1 protein-coding gene is annotated in these 1431 nt (G+C 67.4%); it reads right to left on the bottom strand.

The window, feature by feature from the left end:
* The coding region (locus tag GR183_RS21595) for a TolC family outer membrane protein (protein ID WP_160777764.1) at nt 1–1345 on the bottom strand (1345 nt) is incomplete at its 3' end.
* Nucleotides 1346–1431: the final 86 nt, after the last annotated feature.

Here is a 1431-nt window from a genome sequence, read left to right as displayed (position 1 = left end):
TTGAGGCGATCTGGAGGCTTTCCACCAGCGTGCCGATCGTGGCCAGAAGCTCGTATTCGTCCTGGAGCGCGACAATGCGCACTTCTTCCAGCGACACCTGGGCGCGGAACAGGTCGCTCTGCGCGTCCAGAAGATCGAACAGGCTGCGCCGGCCAAGCTCGAACTGCGCCAGATAGGCGCTCACGACCTTGCGGTTGTCCTCCGCCTGCTCCACCAGCGGCGGCACGCGCAGACGGTCGCCCTGCAGCCGCGCGAACGATCGCCGGATCGCCTCGCGAACCTCGCGCGCGACCTCGCCCCGCTCGTATTGGGCAACGCCCGCAAGCTCCACCGCGCGCCGGCGCTCCGCCGTGTCGCGCCCGCCGGTATAGAGCGGAAAGCGGAGCCGCACCTGCGCCGAGGCCGAATTGTCGACCCCGCGAACCCCGCCGGCGTTCTCACCCACATTGCCCACAAGATCGAAGGTCACGCGCGGCAGGAACGGCTCGTCCGCCGCCTTCGCCCGCGCTTCCGCCGCCCGCTCGCGCGAAACCGCGGAGCGCAGGAACGGATTGACGTTCTGCGCAAGCCCCAGCGCCTGATCCACCGTCTTCGGCAGCGCACCCGCGCCGAGCCGCGGCTGGCTCAGGCTGCCCGGCGCCCGGCCCACGATCTCCGTGAACTGGCCCCGGCGCTCCGCCAAATCCCTTTGGCGCCTGGCGATCTCCTCGCGCGCGGCTGCAACACGAGCTCGCGCCTGAACGCTGTCGGCCTGGCGCGCCTTGCCCGCCGATACCTGCGCATCCACCAGCCGCGCGATCCGCTGCAGCGAGGCAAGGTTCTCGTTCGCCCGCTGCAGGATCCGCTCCGACAACACAACCGACAGATAGACGCGCGTCACGTCGACCGCCACACGCTCCTCGGCCGAGAGGATGCCGTGCTCCTCGGCCTCGGCCGAAAACCGCGCCGCGTCCGTTCGCGCGCGCGTGCCGCCGTTGTCGAACAGGAGCTGGCTCACAGACACGGAAGCATCGTAGCGCGTCAGGTCCTCCGACCCGTGGCCCGGCACCGTGCCGGTGGAGGAATTGTTGCTCACCTCGTAGCCCGTGCCGGCAGAAACATCGACCTGCGGCAGGAAGCCGCTGCGTTCCGCGTCGATCCGCTCGACCGCCGCCTGATGACGAGACCGCGCAGCCTCCACGACCGGACGCGACGAGATGGCCGTCTCGACCGAGACCGACAAGGACTGGGCCGAGGCCCCCGACAGGCTCAAAAGCGAAAGAAACGTCCCCGCCAGAAGAACACTGGCCTTGCGCGAAAAAGCAGGAGCTACATAGCCCCCGCGATCAAAATTGCAGCCCTGCACCGCCCCACCTCTATATCCCGGTCCAATAACAAAATTTTCCGAAACTCCGCTGCGTGCATTAACACGTATTTTTTGAACGAACAATT

Source organism: Stappia sediminis, from assembly GCF_009826895.1.
Taxonomy (GTDB): domain Bacteria; phylum Pseudomonadota; class Alphaproteobacteria; order Rhizobiales; family Stappiaceae; genus Hongsoonwoonella; species Hongsoonwoonella sediminis.
This window is presented reverse-complemented; position numbering and strand designations above follow the sequence as displayed.